The organism is Nodosilinea sp. FACHB-141, from assembly GCF_014696135.1.
In the GTDB taxonomy this organism is placed as follows: Bacteria; Cyanobacteriota; Cyanobacteriia; order Phormidesmidales; family Phormidesmidaceae; genus Nodosilinea.
The window spans coordinates 21,080-41,026 of sequence record NZ_JACJPP010000016.1 but is presented as its reverse complement, the minus strand read 5'-3'; the positions used below and the strand labels follow the sequence as shown (position 1 = coordinate 41,026).

At 55.7% G+C, this 19,947-nt stretch carries 16 protein-coding genes, 1 tRNA gene, 2 pseudogenes and 1 CRISPR repeat array; of the genes and pseudogenes, 8 read left to right on the top strand and 11 right to left on the bottom strand.

Annotation, left to right across the window (positions count from 1 at the left end; translation table 11 throughout):
- Positions 1–179 precede the first annotated feature (179 nt).
- Positions 180–350, top strand: a pseudogene (locus H6F59_RS27705) (alpha/beta hydrolase); the annotation flags it as partial.
- Between the two features lie 220 nt (positions 351–570).
- Here the strand turns inward: H6F59_RS27705 and H6F59_RS27700 are convergent.
- From H6F59_RS27700 to H6F59_RS17940, 3 genes and pseudogenes are all read right to left on the bottom strand, one after another.
- A pseudogene (locus H6F59_RS27700) lies at positions 571–975 on the bottom strand (acyltransferase); the annotation flags it as partial.
- 1,474 nt (positions 976–2,449) lie between these two features.
- Positions 2,450–2,653 (bottom strand): hypothetical protein, encoded by a 204-nt coding sequence (locus H6F59_RS17945; RefSeq protein ID WP_190703202.1) that lies wholly within the window; start codon positions 2,651–2,653, stop codon positions 2,450–2,452.
- A 467-nt stretch (positions 2,654–3,120) separates the two neighbouring features.
- Positions 3,121–3,735: a CRISPR direct-repeat array (repeat unit 37 nt; unit sequence GTCACAATCAATCACCCTGGCCAGGGGAGGTTGAAAG).
- 275 nt (positions 3,736–4,010) lie between these two features.
- Positions 4,011–4,083: transfer RNA gene (locus H6F59_RS17940), tRNA-His, on the bottom strand.
- Positions 4,084–4,297: 214 nt separating this feature from the next.
- Here H6F59_RS17940 and H6F59_RS17935 point away from each other — a divergent pair.
- From H6F59_RS17935 to H6F59_RS17910, 6 genes are all read left to right on the top strand, one after another.
- Positions 4,298–5,038 (top strand): TIGR04283 family arsenosugar biosynthesis glycosyltransferase, encoded by a 741-nt coding sequence (locus tag H6F59_RS17935; protein ID WP_190703201.1) that lies wholly within the window; start codon positions 4,298–4,300, stop codon positions 5,036–5,038.
- Between the two features lie 386 nt (positions 5,039–5,424).
- Positions 5,425–7,224 carry a DUF4394 domain-containing protein gene (locus tag H6F59_RS17930; protein ID WP_242021551.1) on the top strand — a complete coding sequence of 600 codons (1,800 nt, stop codon included), beginning with the start codon at positions 5,425–5,427 and terminating at the stop codon, positions 7,222–7,224.
- A 109-nt stretch (positions 7,225–7,333) separates the two neighbouring features.
- Positions 7,334–8,557, top strand: coding sequence for a DUF4331 domain-containing protein (locus tag H6F59_RS17925; protein ID WP_190703198.1), 1,224 nt, complete (start codon positions 7,334–7,336; stop codon positions 8,555–8,557).
- A gap of 454 nt (positions 8,558–9,011) precedes the next feature.
- Positions 9,012–10,067: a lipopolysaccharide assembly protein LapB gene (locus H6F59_RS17920; RefSeq protein ID WP_190703196.1), complete on the top strand. Its 1,056-nt coding sequence runs from the start codon at positions 9,012–9,014 to the stop codon at positions 10,065–10,067.
- Positions 10,064–11,554: a nickel/cobalt transporter gene (locus H6F59_RS17915; protein WP_190703191.1), complete on the top strand. Its 1,491-nt coding sequence runs from the start codon at positions 10,064–10,066 to the stop codon at positions 11,552–11,554. The genes H6F59_RS17920 and H6F59_RS17915 overlap by 4 nt, the downstream gene beginning before the upstream one ends.
- Before the next feature lie 75 nt (positions 11,555–11,629).
- On the top strand, positions 11,630–11,911 hold the full coding sequence (locus H6F59_RS17910) for a hypothetical protein (protein ID WP_190703188.1): 282 nt from the start codon (positions 11,630–11,632) through the stop codon (positions 11,909–11,911).
- On the opposite strand, the gene H6F59_RS17905 is transcribed toward H6F59_RS17910, so the two are convergent.
- On the bottom strand, positions 11,901–12,608 hold the full coding sequence (locus H6F59_RS17905; RefSeq protein ID WP_190703185.1) for a DUF547 domain-containing protein: 708 nt from the start codon (positions 12,606–12,608) through the stop codon (positions 11,901–11,903). The genes H6F59_RS17910 and H6F59_RS17905 overlap by 11 nt on opposite strands.
- Before the next feature lie 32 nt (positions 12,609–12,640).
- Between H6F59_RS17905 and H6F59_RS17900 the strand changes: the two genes are divergently transcribed.
- The gene (locus H6F59_RS17900) at positions 12,641–13,153 is read left to right on the top strand and encodes a rhodanese-like domain-containing protein (RefSeq protein WP_199325861.1); all 513 of its coding nucleotides are present in this window, start codon (positions 12,641–12,643) and stop codon (positions 13,151–13,153) included.
- Positions 13,154–13,169: 16 nt separating this feature from the next.
- Here H6F59_RS17900 and H6F59_RS17895 read toward each other — a convergent pair whose 3' ends face one another.
- The 7 genes from H6F59_RS17895 to H6F59_RS17865 form a co-directional block, all read right to left on the bottom strand.
- Positions 13,170–13,820, bottom strand: a complete 651-nt coding sequence (locus H6F59_RS17895; RefSeq protein WP_190703182.1) for a TIGR04282 family arsenosugar biosynthesis glycosyltransferase — start codon at positions 13,818–13,820, stop codon at positions 13,170–13,172.
- A gap of 307 nt (positions 13,821–14,127) precedes the next feature.
- Positions 14,128–15,462 carry an HhoA/HhoB/HtrA family serine endopeptidase gene (locus H6F59_RS17890; RefSeq protein ID WP_199325860.1) on the bottom strand — a complete coding sequence of 445 codons (1,335 nt, stop codon included), beginning with the start codon at positions 15,460–15,462 and terminating at the stop codon, positions 14,128–14,130.
- 263 nt (positions 15,463–15,725) lie between these two features.
- On the bottom strand, positions 15,726–16,655 hold the full coding sequence (gene rimK, locus H6F59_RS17885; RefSeq protein WP_190517925.1) for a 30S ribosomal protein S6--L-glutamate ligase: 930 nt from the start codon (positions 16,653–16,655) through the stop codon (positions 15,726–15,728).
- Positions 16,656–16,669: 14 nt separating this feature from the next.
- The gene (locus H6F59_RS17880; RefSeq protein ID WP_190703179.1) at positions 16,670–17,161 is read right to left on the bottom strand and encodes an ATP-dependent zinc protease; all 492 of its coding nucleotides are present in this window, start codon (positions 17,159–17,161) and stop codon (positions 16,670–16,672) included.
- Positions 17,162–17,202: 41 nt separating this feature from the next.
- The gene (locus tag H6F59_RS17875; protein ID WP_190703176.1) at positions 17,203–18,939 is read right to left on the bottom strand and encodes an alpha/beta hydrolase; all 1,737 of its coding nucleotides are present in this window, start codon (positions 18,937–18,939) and stop codon (positions 17,203–17,205) included.
- A 50-nt stretch (positions 18,940–18,989) separates the two neighbouring features.
- On the bottom strand, positions 18,990–19,478 hold the full coding sequence (locus tag H6F59_RS17870) for a low molecular weight protein-tyrosine-phosphatase (protein WP_190703172.1): 489 nt from the start codon (positions 19,476–19,478) through the stop codon (positions 18,990–18,992).
- Between the two features lie 18 nt (positions 19,479–19,496).
- Complete coding sequence (locus tag H6F59_RS17865; RefSeq protein ID WP_073611026.1) at positions 19,497–19,841, bottom strand: YbaB/EbfC family nucleoid-associated protein; 345 nt, start codon at positions 19,839–19,841, stop codon at positions 19,497–19,499.
- Positions 19,842–19,947: the final 106 nt, after the last annotated feature.

Below are 19,947 nucleotides of genomic sequence, written 5' to 3'. Positions count from 1 at the left end.
GCACCGATACCCTTCAAGCGATTGCCAAGAAGAACGCTTATGTAGAGCAAGAAACGGCACAATGGCGCGCGCTAGCTGAATCGACTGATTACAGATAACAGGCGCAGAAGGGTGACGAAGGAATGCTTTCAAGTTCTCGGTGGCGAGGTCGCATCCTACCGAGAACTTGGGCGTCCTAGTTCATCTATGGAGATCGCGACTTAAACATTCCGGCAGCTGCCCTCTCCTTCATGGCGGAGCGCGCCAACTCGAAGGAAACGGTGTTCGTCAGTGGCGTATCCTATGTTGTGATGGTGTCTCATCCAGATGCCGTCGCTAGACTCATCGAGCACGCTGCGATCGCAGCGTAGAAAGGTTGGCTGTGCCGCAAAAACTTTTGAATCTCCCTTGGCAGCTCTTCCGTGAAACGTTCCAAAATTTGTCCAACACTATCCTGGACTATTACCACTCAACTACTCTAAAACCTCTTGGTAGCACCGGTGAAATCCACCAAGGACCATCAGTGAGGACCACCAAACATCCGCACAAAACAAAGTCCTCCAGACACGATCTGAGGGGCTTTGCTTACAATCATCTTTCATCTACGACGCTTTTCGTGAGCAGGTCGCGATTACCTAACTCCGAATGAATTTTATCTCTATCCGCGCCAGTAGAGAGTTGTTTTTTACGGCTTTTAATTACTCTAGCGGGTATCCCTACAGCTACCGAGTATGGTGGGATATCACGGCTAACAACGGCACCAGCTCCAATCACACTCCCTGTGCCAATAGTTACTCCGTCAAGCACTTTAACTCCCGTGCCTAGCCAACAGTCATCTTCAATTGTTATTCCTACCGTAGTTAATGGTTGAGAATGTATAGGTCTTGTTAGATCGTCAAACCCACGATTGTTGGCATATATGCAGCAGTGCGATGCAATCATACAATTTCTGCCAATATTAATTGCTCCAGGACCTGCTAAGCAGCAGTAAGGCCCTAACCCCGAGTTTTCTTCCAATAACAATGCCACTTGACTGACCCTGATGGTCACAATCTCTAATGCTCACACCGAGGTCAATAGCTGCATTAGCTCGAATTTGAATGAGATTACCCCCACTATGAATCTCAGCATATTGATTAATCCAAACACCTTTCTCAATAGCGATTCAATTTGTGCCACTGAACCTATCTCTTGAGCCAACTGTTGCAGAACTATCTAATTGCCTAATAAGGGCCGAAATCCTATGACTCTCATTACCTTTCCAGCTTTTGTTGGAATAGCGCTTAAGCTCCCTGTCATAATTGATTCGAGGCCCCGTCTTAAATAATTCATGTTTCTAAATTCTCAGTTTCTTGATTTACTTAATTCGCAGATTCATCTTTTAAGGCAAGCTTATTCGCAATTTTCTTGCTCCCAGAGAACCTAGGCATACATCAGCTATATGCCAGCACTTCACGACGTAAATTTGTCCGCTGTCGCAAAGTCATTGCTTACCACAGGCGCGACGATAGTCGAAGAGATTTCGCCTTTAGAGTACTAGTTCTCGATGGCATAAACTATGCCGACCTAAGTTCAGCCTAGGCAAGGAGTTTAAGTCTCTTGTCTATCAATAACCAGATTTTTGCTGTACAGCACCAGAATGTTTATCCCTGTGCTACCGCATCCCTAAGAAGCAAATAATTTGCTACCACAAGTCAATTTGACTCTTAAGGATAGAGGTAGTTACAGCATTAGTAAGCTTGGCCAATGGCAAAAATAATATCAACAAGGCGAAAAGCTGATATTGCTTGACTTAGCTAGCTTTAGTCCTAAGCGGGATCAGAATTGGAACATCCTGGAATGCTGAAAATGCTGCTCTCAGTCCATGAGAGCATTCGCATTTCTTCTAGAAAATTCTTGTTTAAGGGGGAGTCAAGCCGCCTGGAATTCTCACCGGCATAACTTATAAGCATACTCGGTTTAAGCGGGCCAAGCGCAACCCTTTCAGCAAAGGCTGATATATATTTGTGTAGAAGTATGACTTGTTAAAGGTTGGCATAAACATACATCAACTTCATACATGCTTTACGTTGTTGTTAAGCTAACAATTAAACGTAAGGCAAAGGGTTTGGTTTAAGCTTACTGCTAAACTCTTTCAACGACAACCTATACCCCACGTCATCGCCCTATTTCTCCGGCAACGGCGAGAACAAGGTAAACAATTCCATAATCGCCATGAAGCTCAGCGCCAGGGCAAGAACACTCTAACCTGGGTGAGCATGTCGATCAGCTTCTAGCGAAGGCTGTGGTGGCCACTGCCCAGCAATACGGAGCGGGCAGTATTGCCGTTCCCAGGTAAGACAACATCCGTGAGATTCTCCAAGCCGAAATTGAGGCCAAAGCCGAGCAAAAGGCCTTAGGTTCAGTAGAAGGCCAGAAACGCTATGCCAAGCAGTACAAAAGCAGCATCCACAAGTGGAGCTACGGCAGACTACTGGCTCAAATCGAGAGCAAAGCCGCTCAGAACAGGCTTGTCGTAGAAGCCGTTAAACAGCCCTGGCAGCAGAATGCTGGTGAGATGGCCAAGGCAGTTGCGATCGCAGCCTATGAGTCCAGACAGACAGTAGTATCTTAGAACTAAAGCCTGTACTACAATGGGCCAAAAGCTTTGAACCTGGAAAACTGAATAGTTCAATAGCGCCGCGACTCATGCTTTAGCCTCTGAGTCGTGTGAAATAAGGGTTAGTTTGGCTGTTAGAAGACAGCCGTGCTTTCTGGCCCTGGTAGCTACTCGCCCTGATGCTGTCGGACGAGAGGCTTAGGCTTCTCCGAAGAGATTAAGTCGTAGTTGACGTGCTAGTAACCTCAATTATGGCGTAGGTGCGCTCCCAGCAATAGGGGTGCGGATGTACTGCTGTAGCGGCTACCGAATCACCTCCGAACAAGGAGGAACTCGCTCCAATACTGGGTTTGAGGGACTTTCTCAAGGTGCAATTCTCCTGAGCGATCCGCGTAAAGGCTGAAATGCTTATCAAACAGGCATTCCAGGTCTTTGTAGAGGTTAAAAGCTCCACTAATTAACCAGTACAGTCGGGATGGATGAGCCGATCCGCGCAAATGACTTCTGAAAGCCTTAATCTAAGAGCTTTTGAGAAGTCTGCGGTCACAATCAATCACCCTGGCCAGGGGAGGTTGAAAGAAATACAAAGTTCCCAGCAACCTACGCCCGCGGAGGTCACAATCAATCACCCTGGCCAGGGGAGGTTGAAAGTACCAGCGTGCTCGCTTGCGTGAGCGCTGCATAGGCCGTCACAATCAATCACCCTGGCCAGGGGAGGTTGAAAGATTGAGCAATTCACTGGCGGCGACATTACCCCTAAGTCACAATCAATCACCCTGGCCAGGGGAGGTTGAAAGCACGAGTAGTCCGCCGGTGAACCTACATCGGTATGTCACAATCAATCACCCTGGCCAGGGGAGGTTGAAAGACTAGCAAAGATGCCGGTCCATTAACGACTTCAGTCACAATCAATCACCCTGGCCAGGGGAGGTTGAAAGACAACTAACGGCGGCAGTGGAGGCCAACGAAATTCGTCACGATCAATCACCCTGGCCAGGGAAGGTTGAAAGGCCATCTGGTCGTCGCTGGCAAATATACAGGTGGCACAGGTCACAATCAATCACCCTAGCCAGGAGAGGTTGAAAGGGCTGTGCCCAGTTCCACGCGAGGTCTTCAGCTAGTCACAATCAATTACCCTAGCCAGGGGAAGTTAAAATTGTCCAAGTTTAGCGAGTTGAAAGAAGGCAGTGGATTGTGATTTCTACAGAAACCGGTCCCAAAAGCACTGCAAATCATAATATTGCTCAATAAAAATAAGCTCGTGTAAAGTCAGTGCTCTGCCTTAGCAGGGAAAAGTGGCTTTCATGGAAAGCCTCGCCCCTCTGTAACTCTTTACCAGCAAAGGTTACAGAAGGGCGAAGGACACTTAAACTGACGCTGTGACAGCTAAATTGTCGCCACGGACAGATAAACTGTCGTTCAACAAAACAAGGGCGGATGATGGGGCTCGAACCCACGAATGGTGGAATCACAATCCACTGCCTTAACCACTTGGCTACACCCGCCGTATTCGCGATACTTAATATAGCATCGATGATTACCTCAGTGCACGACTGAGCTAACTTTTGTTCTGATCGTTTCCAAAGCCGAGATACCGTAGCATATAGCAGACTAAAAACATTTGAGGGGACTGAGGTTCAGCCTGGTGAGGGTGGCTGTTTTTGCTTTTGGGCGGCAAAGTTATGCCGTATTGGGGTTTATTCATCTTTGGGGTGTACCATGCCGGTTTCTATCATCATCCCCACCTGGAATGAAGAGACCTGTCTGGGCCGTACCCTAAATGTGTTGCAAGGTCTCAACCCACCTCCGCGCGAAATTTTATTGGTGGACGGGGGCAGCCACGATCGCACCCTAGCGATCGCCCATGCCTGGACCGATCGCCTGCCATTAACGGTGCTCCAAGCTCCAGCTCCGGGGCGATCGGTACAGATGAACTGGGGAGCCGCTGCCGCCAAGGGCGACGTGCTGTGTTTTCTTCACGCCGACACCCTCATTCCCGACGACTTGGTACAGGTCGTAGAAAGCACCTTAGCCAACCCGACGGTATCTGGCGGCGGATTCATTTCTCTAATGACCGGACCGCAAAAAATTCGCTGGGGCATTTCGTTGCACAATGCTCTCAAAACCTACTACGCGCCGCTGCTGTTTCGGCCCCATTTATTTGTGCGTGGGCTGCGCTTGCTGTTTGGCGACCAGGTCATGTTTTGCCGCCGAGCTGACTTTATTGCCTGTGGCGGCTTCGACCCTGCCCTGCCGATTATGGAAGAAGCTGACCTATGCCTCAAGCTTTGCCGCCGGGGTCGCCTGTGCCAGCTTAGCCGGGTCGTTCAATCCTCGGACCGGCGGGTGGCTGCATGGGGAACTTTAAAGGCCAACGCCATTTATTTGATGATCGGTGTGCTGTGGGGCATTGGGGTACCTGCTACTACCCTAAATCGATTCTATGAGGAGGTTCGTTAGGTCGGCGACGGGTAAAACTCTCAAGCCGCTTCCATAAAAATGGCCTCATAGTGATGGCTGCTGCGCTTAAGCCATCCAGTCAGTACTACCAGCAAAAACTGAGGTAGTGCGTGGTGTACAGCGATCGCGATCAAAGGCAATGCAGACCGTTCTAGCTGCTCGGCGACGACCGTAAATTTTTAATAGCTAGACCAAAACCAACGACGCACAACCATTTCGACGGTTTAGCCAAGGCGAAAGAACTTCGCCACGGAAGATGTGTAAAGTTTCTTTACGTATTTCCGGGTTTAAATCTGCCTTACAAAGTTAAGCGTAGTTGCCATGAAAACCTTATCCAGCAGGGTTGACTTGAACCTTGTTCAAGTGCCCGGCATAGGAGCGTTTGCATGAGCCCCCTTGATGCTGAAGCCCCCAATTCTGAGACCCCCTCGGCCCCTCAGCCCCTTGCCTTTGTCGAAGCTAATGATGCTGGAGAACAGCCTGACGGGGCCTTCTCCGTCGTTGCTGATCTAGTACAGCCACTAGCGTCAATCTCTGGCAGCCTCTCTGGAGATGCCGATCTCTTTCAAATCTTCATTTCGGGCGAGCAGCCCTTTTCTGCAACGACGCTAAGTGCAGAAACCCTGCTTGGCCTGCCCATCGACAATGCGTTGGGGATTCCCAACAGCCTGCTGGAAGATCCCCAGCTCTTTTTGTTCGATGGCGCGGGCAAAGGCGTCTATGGCAACGACGATCTGTTTGGCTCGGCCCAGGCAACCTTGCCCTCCAAATCAGGCTTGCTCACTCCCGGCATTTACTACCTGGCCATTTCTGGGTTTGATTACGACCCTATCAGCACCGGTGGGGAAATCTTCCCCGACGAATCCTTGGATGGCGTTTTGTTGCCCACCGGATCGGGTGCAGGCTCCCCGCTAATGGGGTTTGCTGGCGAGGGTGCCTCTGGCGGTGCCTACACCATTGCCCTGACCGGTGCCCAAACCGTCGCGCCGACCCCGCCACCCCAAGAATTTGACCTGTTGGGGCTGACTGACGACAATCAGCTCGTGCTGTTTTCTACCGGAAATCTGGCTCAGACAACCTCGTTATCTGTGACTGGTCTTGAAGGCACCCTCATAGGCGTGGATGTGCGTCCGGCCAATGGATTACTCTACGGTCTCACGACCACCAACCAGCTCTACACTCTAGCCCTCAAGGGCGACGTGGCTGAAGCAACGCTGGTGAGCACCCTAGCTCAGCCCTTTGAAGGCGGGGCCGTTTCGGGCTTTGACTTTAACCCCGTGGCCGATCGCCTGCGTCTAGTGGGTGAGAACGATCAAAGCTTCCGCATCAATGTCGATACCGGCGCGGTAATTGTGGACGGAACCTTAGCCTTTGGCCCTGGAGATGCCAATGCTGGAGCTAACCCCAGGGTAACTGGGGCAGCCTACACCAACTCGTTTGCGGGTACTACAGCGACGCAGCTCTTTGACCTTGACGCTGAGCTCAACACTCTGGTGCTGCAAAACCCGCCCAACGATGGCACCTTGCAAACGGTAGGCGGGCTGGGTTTTGACCTTGACAGTTTGGGGGGGTTCGAAATTGTGGCTTCCTCGGCAGGAGACAATACAGCGTTTGCGGTGTCTGATGCAACCCTGTATGCCCTCAATCTTGAGTCTGGGGTAGCAACTAGTCTGGGAGCAATCGGCACCGACGACACGATCAATTTTCAGGGATTGACGGCCGCGCCCGCGATCGCCGACGTTGAGCCCTTGCCTGAATTGTTTGACCTGACCGGTTTTGACGGCAACGTGGCGGTCAACGTGATTCAACAGCTGTTCCGCGAGGCCTTCTTTGACAACGTGCTGGCTTTTTACGAGACCGATGCTCGAGGACAGGTGGATGGTCTGCTGCCTGGAGACGCTGGTTATGAGGTGGCTGTCGCCGCCAACCTGCTGGACGGCATCGAGCTAATGGTTGGCAACAATCAAAGCATTGATGTGACGCTAAACCTTCCTGGCGGAACCTACTATGCGCCAGCATTGCTGATCGACGGCAGCCTGCAAAACCTGGCAACGGTGGGCGACGCGGCCCTAGGGCAGGCGCGCATCAAGCGTGAGGGCAATACGTGGCTGTTTGAAGATGCCGGAGATTTTGACTTTAACGACCTAATCGTAACGCTCACCCCTGAGATCAGTGCGATCGCCTAGGCGATCGGTTCAACAGTCGCTTGACCAATCGAAAAGCCTAGGAACTACAGAGTAGATGTCTAGGCTCAAGCCTTGTAATTCCTATCAACAATTAAGGGTTATTTCTGCCATGAAGACCACGAACAAAGCCTTCAAAAAAGCCTTTTATGCCGCTGGGTTAGCCTTGGGGCTAGCGACCACTATTGGCGCTGGCGCAGTGTTTGTTAATGCGTCTGACCACGATGATGGTGAGTCAGAAATCAAAGGGCGCAACCTGAACCTGACCGACTTGTATGTGTTTCGGGAAGTGGATCAAAACACCACCGCTTCGCCAGAAAATTTGGTTTTGATTATGAATACCAACCCCCGGTCTGTGGCGGGGCAGCAGTATTATTTCAGCACCCGCGCGAAGTACAAGTTTAATATTTCTCGAATTAGCGACAATGATGCTACACCGACAGGATTGTCTGACGTTGTTCTAGAGTTTGAATTTGGCCCGCCGAAGGGCAACAATCGCCAAGACTATAAGCTGACGGTGACAAAAGACGGCAGCAAGGACGTGGTTGAAGGACAGACAACCGCGCTAAAAGAGCCGCCAGTTTTAAACACAGGCACCGTCGATGGCTCAAAAGTTCAAGTCTTTGCTGGACTGCGCGAAGATCCGTTCTTTTTTGATGTGGAGCAGTTCTTTCGGGTGCGGGCTGGGGCGCTAGGCAAAGGGCCTGCGGTTGGGTTTCGCCCTCCTGAAGAAGCAGTGGATTTCACCAAGGGGTATAACGTCAATGCGATCGCCGTTCAACTGCCGATCGAGCTGTTGCAGGGTTCAAGCAATGCTACGACCTTTGATGTGTGGATGACGGTGACACTGCCAGGGAGCAAAAAGTTTAGTCAGGTCGAGCGCCTAGCCCGCCCCGCGGTCAATGAAGGCCTGATTGTCACCAACGACTTTTTGAACACCCTCAACAGCGTTGACCCAGCCTTTGAGGCCGCGGCCCTGGCGGGTCAAGAACCAGCGGCCAGTGCGGCTGGCCCCATTGTCGGTGAGGCGAAACAAACGCTGCTGGCGCTCGGCAATAGCGATGCTAGAGCCGATGCCTTGCTCCAGGCGTTTTTGCCCGATGTTATGCGGATCGACACGACCGGGCCTAGCGGTTATGCCAATGCCCTAAATGCTAAGGGCAGCCCCATTGCCGGACGGCTGCTGACGGATGACGTTATCGATATCACGCTCGCCGTACTCACTAACGGCGCGGTTACAAGCGACAACGTTTCCTACAGCGGCACACCCGGCAACCCGGCCCAGGGCCACGATCCCCTAGAGGCCTCTTTCCCCTATCTAGCTCCTGCTAATTAGCATTCGCCCACTAGCTGATTAGCAAACACACCCAGAGCGGCAGAGCCTGTCTGTATCGTTCTGGTTCGCAGGTTGAAAGGTTTGAACGTTCACGCCTTTCAACCTGTATTTAGGTTCTTCCTATTTCGACAGTCTCTACCTGAAATGACCAGCGCAGAACGCGATCGCAATGGTATCCATTAAATCAATTACGTCAGTCTCGAAGCGAGCATCTGCGTCTCGAGCGTTGGGCCTGGGTCTGCTCGCGATTGGGACAGTCGCCCTAACGCAGGTTCCAAATTGGCAATGGCCGGGGTTCGGGCCTCGGACTGACTACAAATATGCATTTCCTGGCTTCCTAGATCGCCAAGATCAGCAAACCTTAGAGCAGTCGATTTCGTTCTACCAAGGCCAAGTTCAGAAGCATCCAACCGATGGGCTCGATCAAGCGACGCTAGCCAATCTTTACATTCAGATGGCTCGCGCCACGCGTAACGACAGCTGGTATTTGTTGGCAGAAAAATCGGCCCAGCAGTCGCTGGCAAATTTGCCTTTTGAGAATCAGGGAGCCGTCTTAGCCCTAGCTCAGATTGCTGAGGCCCAGCATGACTTCGCAACCGCCATTCGTTTAGCCGAAAGCGTCGGTACCCCCGACGCCCTGGGGCATGTGGTCACGACCAAGCTCGCCCTGGGAGAGGTTGAAGACGCTGTTGCCGAGGCGAGCAGGCTATCGGAGCAGTATCCGTCGTTGGGGAGCCTGACGCTCAAGGCATTGGCTCACGAGGCCCGGGGGCAGGATGACCAAGCCCTGGCGGCTTTTCAACAGGCGATCGCTGCGGAAGAACCTGATAACTCCGCCGCTTCGGCCCAGGCCCGCGTGTTTTTGGGGCGATTTCACGCTCAGCGGGGCGACCACAGCCTAGCTAAGGGCCTCTACCGGGAAGCGTTGCGGATCGTTCCTGACTACCCGCTGGTCCATCTCCAGCTGGCAGAGTTGGCTACGGTGAAAGGCCAGTACCGCACCGCCAAATACCATTACCAAGCGGTCGGAGGACCAACGGCTCTGCACGGTTTGGCTCGGCTGCAAGCCCTGCAGGGGCGATCGGCAACCGAGGCCTGGAAGGTGGCTGAAACCGAGCTGCGGCGCAATGTTGAGGGCAACGCCCTCGGGCACCGGCGCGATTTAGCCCATCTGCTGCTGGAACGGGGTGACCCCGCCGATGTGGCAGAGGCAGTGGCGCTGATGGAAACCGAAACCGCTAACCGCCGCGATGCCCAAACCCTCGACACTTTGGCCTGGGCGCTGGGGTCGGCGGGCCGGTTGCTTGAGGCCCAGCAGGCGCTTCAAGAAGCATTAGATCAAGGGGTGCGCAGTGCGGCGATCGCCTACCGAGCCGGAGAGATTGAGCTGGCCCTAAATCATCCCGTCCAGGCGGCAGAATTTTTTCGGCGGGCGACCGAGATAGATCCCACATTTACCCCCCAAACCCGGCAACGGTTAGGCCTAACCAAACAGGAGGAGCTTCGATGATTACCCAGCAGTTTCACCAGGATTTGCGCCGACTTCGCTGCCGCTGGTACAGTGCCTTGGGGCTGTTGGTTGCCCTCGGCTGCATTGTGGTTGGGCTGGCGATCGCCCCGCCTGCCGCTGCCCACTGGGGAGATTTAGCCGCTGCTGAAATTGCCACGAAGGGGGCGGAGACGCGCATCGCCCTGACCTACCCAACTGGGTTGACCGCCTTTGCCGATGACGACAGCAGCGGACAACTCTCTACTGGTGAACTAATTCGCCATCGAGAGGCGCTAACTCGACAGCTTGAATCCGCGATCGCCCTCAAAGACAGTCGTAACCAATCGCCCCGGCTAACCCTCCAGCCCACCGTAGACAGCGCCTCTGCCAACGCCAGGATTGCCCCCGGCAGCCACACCACGCTGCAACTGTTGTACTCCTGGGCAGAGCCACCCTCGGGGTTGGCGATCGCTTACACCTTGTTTCCACCCGATGCGCCCGAGGCCAGCTGTCTAGCCACCATTGCCCAAAACGGGCAGGTCACCAACCATGTCTTCACCCCACAAGACCCCACCTTTACCGTAAGAATCGCAGGCTCAGCCACTTTGGGCAGCAAAGCCTGGTTTGTCACGCTGCTCGGGGCATTCTTGTGGGGGGCTGTGCACTCGCTGTCGCCGGGGCACGGCAAAACCCTAGTGGGGGCCTACTTGGTGGGCGAACGGGCCACCTCTCGCCACGCCTTGTTTTTGGCGCTGACAACCACCGTGACCCACACCCTTGGCGTCTTTGCCCTAGGGCTGATCACTCTGGCGGCGGCCCGCTATGTGCTGCCCGAGCAAATCTATCCCTGGCTGAGCCTGCTCTCAGGGGCCATGATTGTTTGCATCGGCGCCAACTTGATTGCCCAGCGGCGTCGGCGCTCTAGCCATCAACCCAGTGCCCATGTCCACGGTGAACTGGCTCACGCCCACCACGGCACCCATGCCCACGCGCCTAGGGAAACCCACGTCCACGCCCACAACAATTCCCACGCCCACAAGCACCATACCCACACCAATCCACACCATTCTCATGGGCATCACCCCCACGCTCCCGAGCACCTCGGTCACGCTAACCCCCATGCTCATGCCCACGATCATCACCACGACGGACACTCCCACAGCCACTTGCCTATAACACCCGACGGCACCGCCATGTCTTGGCGCAGCCTGCTCATGCTGGGATTGTCGGCGGGGTTGGTGCCCTGCCCAGCGGCCCTGGTGTTGCTGCTGGGGGCGATCGCCTTTGGCAATCCGGTTTCGGGGTTGCTGCTAGTGGTGGCTTTTAGTCTGGGGCTGGCCAGCGTTTTAACAGGTTTGGGTCTACTGCTGGTTTCAGCCAGACAAGTGTTTAAGCAGGTGCCCGTGCCTCGCCTTCAGTCCTTGCAGTGGCTACCGCTGGCCAGCGCGATGGGCATCACCATTATCGGTCTGGGCATTTCGACCCGATCGCTCATGCAGCTGCTCTAGCGCCTGACCAAAGTTTCACCGTCAACGTTTTTGCTCACCGACCGATTTGCCCCTTTCAATTACAGGATGCACACCATGCCAACTCTCCTGCGCTGGACAATGACCCTGCCCCTGGCGATCGCCTTTGTCTCGCCCGTCCTAGCTAATCCGGCACCCCCCCGGCAGGCCGAATCCGTCGTGTCGCTCTTTTGCTACATGGTTACCACCGACGGCCAAGTGCGCGATCTGTCATCGCTCTGCGGCAGCTCTGCAGATACCACCCCTCAACCAGTGGTTCAAAACACCGAGCCTTGCTATTTCTTAGACAGCGATGGCAAACCCTGCACGGCCACGGGTAGACCCATCTTTAGCAATTAGCGCTGTTGGATTGCTCGTTTAGGCTCCAGTCGTAGGGTAGGTAGCGGATTTCGGTCAGAGCCGACAGGGGTGGACTCGGGCTCAGGTAAGTGCCGATGTAATCAGGCACCGAGGGGGCAACCCGCAAAAAGTCTTCGCCATACCACTTAAAGATCATGCTGCAGTAGAGCACTCCGGTCTCGGCGTCGTAGCGCACCTTGTCAGGATTGTGGATGAAGCGGTGGGCATCGGTTTCGAGCTGGGCCTCTACAATATCGGGCCAGTAGGCCTCGTTCCGCAGAATCGGGCATCCCCCTGAAGCACAGACCAGGGCAAAGTGTGTGCGTGGCTCTTTGAACTGGGGGCGCAGCAGGTCGTGTTCCAAATTGTTCAAGCTAACAGATTTACCATCGAGCCCGTAGAGAGAGCGGCTAAAAAATCGCCAGAAAGCCAACCAGTTGGGGATCCCCAGCACCTTGGGCAAAATCGAGTCGATGGGGTAGCGCGACAGCACCTGCTGAATGGCGAGGGCGTTGTAGAGGTTGATGATCAGAGCCAACGATTCTTCAGAGGTCAGGCCATCGCGGCTGTCGGGCAACGAAGTCAGCCAGGCGTCTAAATCGGGAGCAGCCTCGCGCTGCCAGCGGGCGTAGTCAACCCGGCCCTGGTCATCGACGTAGGTCTGAAGCAGCGTATTCCAGGGGGTAAAATTCACCATGCCCATCTCCTGCGCCTGACGCGTAATGCCTTATGTTCTCAATGCCAATCCCGACGGTGCCACTGCGGACCTTAGCGCAAGCCTTGGCCTGGTGGGCCGTAGGCCGCTGGGTGCAGCGGGCGTTTCCGGGAGTGCCAACTCTAACGACTCAACAGCTGGCCGAATGGTTAAGCCAGGGCAGAGCACCTTCCCCTATTCTGCTCGATGTGCGCGGAGACGACGAGTTTGCCGTTAGTCACTTGCCGGAAGCCCACCGCGTCACCAGTCTAGATGCGGCACTGGCTCTGGGGTTAAACCGCGATCGCCCCATTGTGGCCTACTGTTCAGTGGGCTATCGCTCGGCTCGGCTGGTGGAGCAACTGCAAGGGCTGGGCTATACCGAGGTCTATAACCTGGCGGGATCCATCTTTAAGTGGGCCAATGAAGGGCGATCGCTGGTCAGCCAAAATCAATCAAAGCCCAGAGTGCATCCCTACAACGCCATCTGGGGAATGTTGCTCAAGCCTGGCTTCGCCGCTCCCCTGAACAAAAACACTGGGGAGTAGCCTAAAACAGCATCCTCTAGACGCCCCCGCTGACGATGCGCTCCCACTGAGGGAGGTCAGCGGGATAGTCGATGTCGGTAAGCGGGGTCAGCTGCTCAACGGTGAGCCCTTGAGCCCTGGCGATCGCCAGGGTTTGCTTCAATACCCGGTCGGTGCCCCAGTCGATGTCTTTGAATAGAGCCATCTCTAGCTGCCGTAGCCCAATCAGGTAGTAGCCGCCGTCGGTAGCGGGGCCGATCGCTACATCAACCCGCTCTAGGGCCTGGAGCGCGGCGGCGAGGTGATCGGTACCTAGAGCGGGGCAGTCGCTGCCAATGGCGATCGCCCCAGAGCGGCCCAGATCAAAGCTTTGTCCAAAAGCAGCGATCAGGCGATCGCCCAGGGAACCCGAGCCTTGGGCGCAATAGGTGACAGCACTGCCCAGCCAGCCCTGCATTTGCGCCAAACTGCCCCCTGCAAAATGAACCTCCACCGCTAGGGGCAAACGTTGGGCAGCAGCGGTTACTTGAGCCAGCACATGCTCAGTCATTTGGCGCTGAAGCGTTGCCGCACCCTCTGGCCCCAGGTGAGGAATCAGGCGAGTTTTGGTGCGTCCAGGCTCTGGGTAGCGGGTAAATATTAGCAGGCCAAAGGGCCGCTCTTCAGCGCTGGCCTGTGGTTGAGCCATAGTGAAATTTCCCTGCGCTATCTGTGCTATTGCAAATGTCCATTGGGTTAGGACAGGTTCAACGTAGGGGCATTGCAGTGCAATGCCCCTACCAGAGGATTCCGCACTAAATCAACTGCTGCAATATCTATCATGGGTCAATGTTGCTCTACGGGCCAATCTGTGGCGATCGCAATGCAACAAGCCGTCAATGTTCCGCTACCCAACAACGACCTAACGCCCTAGTCTATCCCAACAAAAAAGGCGCGGCCTCGGCCGCGCCTTGATGCATCGGTTCCACCGTAGCGAGGGGAACCCGGTAGATGCATTAGCGAGTTGGCACATTGCCAGGACGAACCGTTATGGTCTGTTCGCGACCGTCACGCCGCAGGGTCAGAGCCAGATCTTGCCCGACGGTCGAGCCCTCCACAGCTTGCTGAACGGCGGCACTTTCCTTGACGGGCTGGCCCTCAACGGCCACAATCACGTCACCTGGGCGCAGACCGCCTTGGGCCGCTGGGGAGTTGCGCATTACCTGCACAATCAGCACACCTTCCTCTTCCTCTACGGTAAAAGGCCGATCGGGACTGTTGTTAATGTTTTCCTTCACCTCGGGCGACAGATTTGCCATTTGAATGCCGAGGTAGGCATGCTCCACCCGACCGGTTTCAATCAGCTGAGCGCTGATCCGCTGCACGGTGTTGATGGGAATGGCAAAACCAATCCCCTGCGCCCCTTGAATAATGGCAGTGTTGACGCCAATCACCTCGCCGTTGAGGTTGAGCAAGGGACCGCCAGAGTTACCGGGGTTAATGGCGGCATCGGTTTGAATAAACTCAACCCGCTTATCGGGTACGCCCACCTCGCGGCTAGAGCGACCGGTGGCACTGATGATCCCGGCGGTGACCGTGCTGTCGAGGCCTAGTGGGTTGCCAATGGCGATCGCCCACTCACCCGTCTGCAGCTGATCCGAGTCGCTGATGGCTACGGTAGGCAGGTTGTTGGCATCAATTTTGATCACGGCAACGTCGGTCACCTGGTCGGCCCCTAGCACCTCGCCAGTAAAGCTACGCCCGTCCGTCAGGGTGACCTCCACTTCATCGGCCCCAGCTACCACGTGGGCGTTGGTGATGATTTGCCCGTCAGCGGAGGTAATAAAACCAGAGCCCACGCCCCGCTGCACCTGCTCTCCTTGGGGCACCTGCATGTTGCCAAAGAACTGCCGGAAGAACGGGTCTTGGAACATCGGCGGCAGATTGGTTTGCACCGTGCGGGTCGCGTTAATGCGAACAACCGAGGGTTCTACCTGGCGCACAATGTCGGCGATGACGTTGGGACTGGACACCGAGGGGGCGATCGCCAGACCATTCTGAGCAACGCTGCCCTGGGGCTGGCTCTCTTGAGCTTCCGCCTCAGGGACGGCCGAATCCCGATCGCTATTCCAGAAGCCATTGTCCCAAAAGACGTCAGTCGTGATCGGCTGGCTATTATTCGAAGGCTGCACCAGGGCACTGATAGCCTGGCCACCGGCAGTGGCGATTCCTGCCCCCAACATCACTAGGGCTAACGACTTAACGGTGGGCCGCACACTGCGCCCAGAACCCCGCTCAGAACGCTCAGAACCATCCTTCTCCATTGCTGTTACCTCGTTTATGTGTCGCATGATGTCTACAACAATAGAGTCATGGTATGGCGCAGCAATGGCGGGTGGGTGGCGAAGCTGTGACACTTTGGCCCATTTGACTGTGACGATTCGGCGCAGGGGAGATGAGGTATGGGGCTAAGGGAATGGCTTTACATCAAATCCTGATGAATACACCCAATTTGTAGGGGCGTAGCATGCTACGCCCCTACGGGTTTTTGATCATGAGTCAGGGTTTACCAAATCGATTTGGTATTACACCTTAAACCTTGCTCTCCGGCCCTCTAGTATTTGATGCCGTCGCGCTCCTTATCCTTCTTGGGCACGTTGGGCACGTTGGGCGCGGCGTTTTTGACCACAAAGTCAATAATCTTGCCCGCCACATCCATGTCGGTAGCCTTTTCGATTCCTTCGAGGCCGGGCGACGAGTTGACCTCCATCACTACAGGGCCATGGTTAGAGCGCAGTAGATCTACCCCCGCCACTCGCAGGCCCATGGCCTTAGCAGCGCGAATGGCGGTGCTGCGTTCTTCGGGGGTGAGGCGCACGCGGCTGGCCGACCCACCTCGGTGCAGGTTAGAGCGAAACTCCCCCGGTGCCCCCTGGCGCTTCATGGCAGCTACCACCTTGTCGCCGACCACAAAGCAGCGAATATCCATGCCGCCCGCCTCTTTGATGAATTCCTGCACCAGAATGTTGGCGTCGAGGCCGCGAAAGGCCTCGATCACAGACTTGGCCGCTTGCTGGGTTTCGGCCAGCACCACGCCAATGCCCTGGGTGCCCTCCAGCAGCTTGATCACTAGGGGGGCACCGCCAACAATATCGACTAGGCCATCAATATCTTTGGTGGAGTGGGCAAAGCCGGTCACTGGCAGGCCGATGCCTCGACGGGCCATGATTTGCAGCGACCTGAGCTTGTCGCGCGACCTGGAGATCGCCATGGAGGTGTTGGCCGTAAACACCCCCATAATTTCAAACTGGCGCACCACCGCCGTGCCATAAAACGTGTTTGACGCTCCGATGCGGGGAATCACCGCATCAATATCGATCAGGGGTTGGCTTTGGTACATCACCTTGGGCTGATGGGAGGTGATGTTCATGTAGCAGCGCAGGTGGTCAATCACCTGCATTTCGTGGCCACGTTCTTCCCCCGCCTGCTTCAGCCGTCGAGTCGAGTAGAGGGTGGCATCCCTGGATAAGATCGCAATTTTCATGGCGCTTCTAGGAGTCATCCTTGGGGGTTGTGCTTAGGGGTAGATATCGGCAAATTGATCTGTTCGGGCAGGGGTTGCAGGTACGATCGCCCCGGATCCACCAAGTAGCGACGGCGCACCGCTTGGCGACCCAGCAGCATGCGAAAGCCCATCTCATCTCGGTTGGTCAGCGTTAGCTCAATGGCCCATACTGCGCCGCCCACCTGCACCAGGGTTTCAATCACCGGGCGCAGTTCCTCCTGCCCTCCTGAGTTACGCACCATGCGTTCCTCCAGCAGAGCGGCCTCGGCGGTAACAATATAATCGTCGTTGCGCTGGATTGGGTGGGCATTAAAGCGCACCATAGCCCTGCCTGTCCGCTCAAAGCGCTCCACAGCAAAAGCATGGAGAGCCGACGATCGCGCTCCGGTATCAACCTTGGCTTTGATGACCTGAACCCCCAGCGTTGGCAGGGCTATCCACTCTCGCCAACCAATAATTGCAGCCGTTGCAGCACCAGAACTCATACCACCTCTGAGAGCATAACAGGACAGGGGACGGTTTTAGCCTAGGGGTTCCCCGTCTGGGGAAGAGGGGTCAAAGGCTGGTCTGGCATCGGGTTTGGGGAGTCGCTCGCCGGTTCAGGATCGCGATCGGGTAGATCTCGCAGGCTCTCGGAGGTGAGGGTGGCCAGCAGGCTTAGCAGGTAGGGCTCACCGCCGAGAGCCGCCGCAAAGGCGGGGGTCAGAGCGGGCTGAAAACGCTGATCGCCCTCCAGAGTGAGCTTGAAGTAGGCCAATCCCAACACCTGCATGTAAGACCACACCTGCTCAGGGTTTAGCCCAACGAGCTCGGGCGGAATCGTAAGCGGCTGATCGCTTTGGGTAATATCCCCAATCGTTGAGAAATGGGTGCCTCGGTTGACCAGCAGCAGGTAGTGATCGCGGGCAGTCAGCCAAGTAAACGGCTCAATCTGTTCTGGAAAGGCGGGTGCCACCGTGTCGGCCGTGCCTGCCACCACCATGACGGGCACCTGGATCTGGCCGTAGCCAGTCGGCCCAAATAGGGCACTGCCAATGGGGTTCATAACAAACACCGACTTGACGCGGGGATCGCTCAGACCATTGCCTGGGTTGCCCAGCCGCGCCGCCTGACACTGCAACAGCAGCGATGGATTGAACGACAGCGTGCTGGGGGGGCAGGCCGTCGCTAGCCCCGCTTCATCAAAATTCGCCCCGGTTAGCGCCAGGGCCGTATAGCCCCCAAAGGACTGACCAATTACCCCTACCCGCTCCAGATCGAGCCGTCTGCGAATTGGGGAAGGGCTTTGGTTTAGCCGATCCAGGGTGTTGAGGGTTAGGGAAACATCCCGAGGTCGACGCAAAAACTCTTCGTCCTGCACTACCGCATCTGAGCGCCCCGCCAGTAGAGCGTAGAGCTGCTGGTCGTTGCTGCCAGGGTGCTCCAGGGTCGCTACTGCAATACCCCCGGTGGCTAAATACTCCGCCAGGTAGCTGTAGCTGTTGAGGGTGCCCCCTAGCCCGTGGGAGATCACCACCAGGGGAAACCCTGTGGCCGGTACCCCCTGTCGCCCCGGCAACACCTTGGGTAGGTAGAGCTGCACCGGGCTGGGCAACCCCGGCACCACCACCTGAATGCGATCGACGCTGTACTGACGCTCGCTCTGCACCAGTTGCAGCAGCGCGTCGGCATCGACTGGGTTAGCAGCAGCCTCAGCGCTGGCGATCGCCTGCACCTGATTAAAGGCCGCCTCCGACTGCAGAATTGTCTGGTTGATCTCCTGGGCGATCGCCAGCCCCTCGATCAGGTCAATGCGCATCGCCTCAGTGGGGTAGGTCTTGAGCACGTTGACCAGAGTAAATCCGCCCTCAGGATCTGCAGCGGCCAAAATCAGCGCCCCGCGTAGAGCTTGCACGTTGGCTTGGCGCACGGGGGTTTGAACCACCCGACCAATCTGCTCCAGCAGCAGCACTCCCTGCTCGGTGTAGAGAAACTGGGCCACCGCCACTGGGCTCAGCCCTGCTGGGGTGCTCAACACCTCTCGAATTTGGCCGAGCTGCTCATCCGATATCTGGAGCTGTCGTCGATAGGCTTGCAGCTGAGGAGTCAGCTCGCCTGTGGTCGCAAACCTTTCTAGATCAGCGATCGGAATGGAACGCTGCAAAATGCCGAAGGTCACAATCAGGTTTTCGGCAGCAGCGCTCGGCAAGGCCGTCGCCAGTGCCCCTAAAAGCCCTAGAGTCCAAGACAGCCAAAGCCGCCGCCAAGGGCACGCGGTTTTCATAAAAGAAAGCATGGCAGGGCCTTTGCAGGTCACGGTGCGTAGAGAAGCCGCTAACGGGAAATAGCCACAGGATGTGCTGAAATGTGGTCAAGCAACCCTTCGCAGGCATCTAGCAGGAGATCGATGACGTAGGTAAACCCTTCAGGGCCACCATAGTAGGGGTCAGGAACGTCTTTGTCGGGGTGAGTGCGGCAAAAATCACACATCAGTCGCACCCGATCGCGATGTTGGCCAGTGGGGTCAAGGGCCAAAATATCGCGATAATTTTGGCGATCCATCGCCAAAATGTAGTCAAAGCAGTCAAAGTCAACGGTGCCAAACTGGCGAGCGCGCCCCACCAGATCGATACCGTAGGCTTTAGCAGCTTGGGCCATGCGGCGATCGGGGGCACTGCCCACGTGGTAGCTAGCGGTGCCCGCCGAATCGCACACCACTTGATCGCCCAGCTGCCGCTGCTCAATCAGGTGATTCATAATGTTTTCTGCCGAGGGCGACCTACAAATGTTGCCCAGGCACACGAACAAAAGGCGCGTTGTCATAGCACTGGCAACCGAGCCTTACAGACCGGGCAGGTTGAGGCCACCGGTAAGCACCTCCATGCGATCGCGCATGGTGGCCGTCGATTTTTCGTAGGCGTCTTTCATGGCGGTGGCCACCAGGTCAGAGAGCACCTCGGCTCCTTCGTTGAGAGCTTCGGGGGCAATGGTGACGCCCTTAGGCTCCTGGTTACCGCTCATGGTGACCTTGACCAGGCCACCGCCCGATTCTCCTTGGATCTCCATTTGTTCCAGCTCTTCTTGCAGCTGCTTGGCCCCTTCTTGAATCTGCTGGGCTTTTTTGAAGGCCTCAGTGAGTTCCTTCATCTTGCCTAACCCAAACCCAAATCCTTGACCTTGTGACATGGAGTTTCTCTCGAACGTACAGCGCGCTGGCGGCGTGAATTCTGTGGTGCCAATCAGCTATTAGATTCTAGCGCCCAGCGGCAAAATCTTAGAGTTTCAGAGTATT